Here is a 1,366-nt window from a genome sequence, read left to right as displayed (position 1 = left end):
CAACACGCCTTTTTATAGGTCGGTTTTTCATCGTAGCGCAGCTAAAGAGTAGTGGTTCCACATAAGGGTCTAGGTTACCCTCAACCGTAACGTTCAGGAAGGGGCTTTTGCGACACCCTCCTTGGGAGAGGGTCGGGGAGAGGGGATATGCCCTGTTGCCATGAACTGTTTTCTGGAAAGGTGCACAGGGTCATGACAGGGACTCAGCCATCATCTGCGCAATTTCCATCATGCGGTTCACATAGCCCCACTCGTTGTCGTACCAGGCATAGATTTTCACCTGGGTTTCATCGATGACCATGGTGGACAGGGCATCCACGATGGAAGAACGTGGATCATTCACATAATCGATGGATACCAGAGGGCGTTCCTCGTAACCCAGAACGCCTTTGAGTTCGCCTTCCGCAGCCTCCCTGAAGTAACCGTTGAGTTCGTCTGCTGTTACCGGCCGGGCGGCATGCGGCATCGAAGACAAAATCCGTCAGCGAAGCGTTGAGCAGCGGCACGCGAATGGCATGGCCGTTGAGCTTGCCTTCCAGTTCCGGGAAGATTTTGGTGATGGCCTTGGCCGAGCCCGTGCTGGTGGGTATCAGCGACTGACCACAGGCGCGCGCCCGGCGCAGATCCTTGTGGCCCTTGTCCACGATGGTCAGGGTGTTGGTGATATCGTGAATGGTAGTCATGCATCCACGTAATATGCCCACCTTCTCGTGCATGACTTTCACCACCGGCGCAAGGCAGTTGGTGGTGCAGGAGGCGGCGGTGACGATGTGATGAGTGGCCGGATCGTACAGCTGATGATTCACGCCATAGACGATGTTCAGGGCAGGGTCGGGGACCGGGGCAGAAACCAGGACTTTCCTGATACCCTGGTCGAAGTAGGGCTGCAGGGCGTCTTCCGTCTTGAATTTGCCCGAGCACTCAATGACCAGATCCACGTCTTTGCCGGCCCAGTCCACCTCTGCAGGTGTTGCCAGACTGCTAAAATAGACTTCGCGTCCATCCACCGTGATGGCATCATCGCTGGCGGAGATTTGGTGATTCCAGTGCCCATGCACCGAATCGAATTCGAGCAGATGTGCGTGGCAATGTGCATCGCCGCTGACTTCATTGATATGTACGATTTCGTAAGCCGGATTGTCCCAACCGGCGCGAAAGCCCAGTTTCCCCATGCGGCCAAAGCCGTTGATGCCCACCCTGATGCTCATCTGTTGTATCCCCTTACGGAAAAATAAAATCTGTTATCCTTTACTAGAGTTTAGAGTAAGCAACATTGTTCCACCGTATATTTTCGGGTGAAATAAAGTTGCTATTTTGTTCATACTGCCCGTTAGAGCTTGTTCTATACGCTGATTGCTGCATCCTG

The 1,366-nt window shown here is 53.8% G+C and carries 1 pseudogene; it reads right to left on the bottom strand.

Going from position 1 to position 1,366, the window contains the following annotated elements:
• Nucleotides 1-190: 190 nt before the first annotated feature.
• A pseudogene (locus ACOCD2_RS20105) lies at nt 191-1,208 on the bottom strand (ArsJ-associated glyceraldehyde-3-phosphate dehydrogenase).
• Between the last annotated feature and the right edge of the window lie 158 nt (nt 1,209-1,366).

The organism is Thiolapillus sp. (assembly GCF_048562965.1).
Taxonomy (GTDB): Bacteria; Pseudomonadota; Gammaproteobacteria; order Chromatiales; family Chromatiaceae; genus Thiolapillus; species Thiolapillus brandeum_A.
Note: the sequence above shows the minus strand (reverse complement) of the source record. Positions and strands in the feature narration are given on the sequence as shown.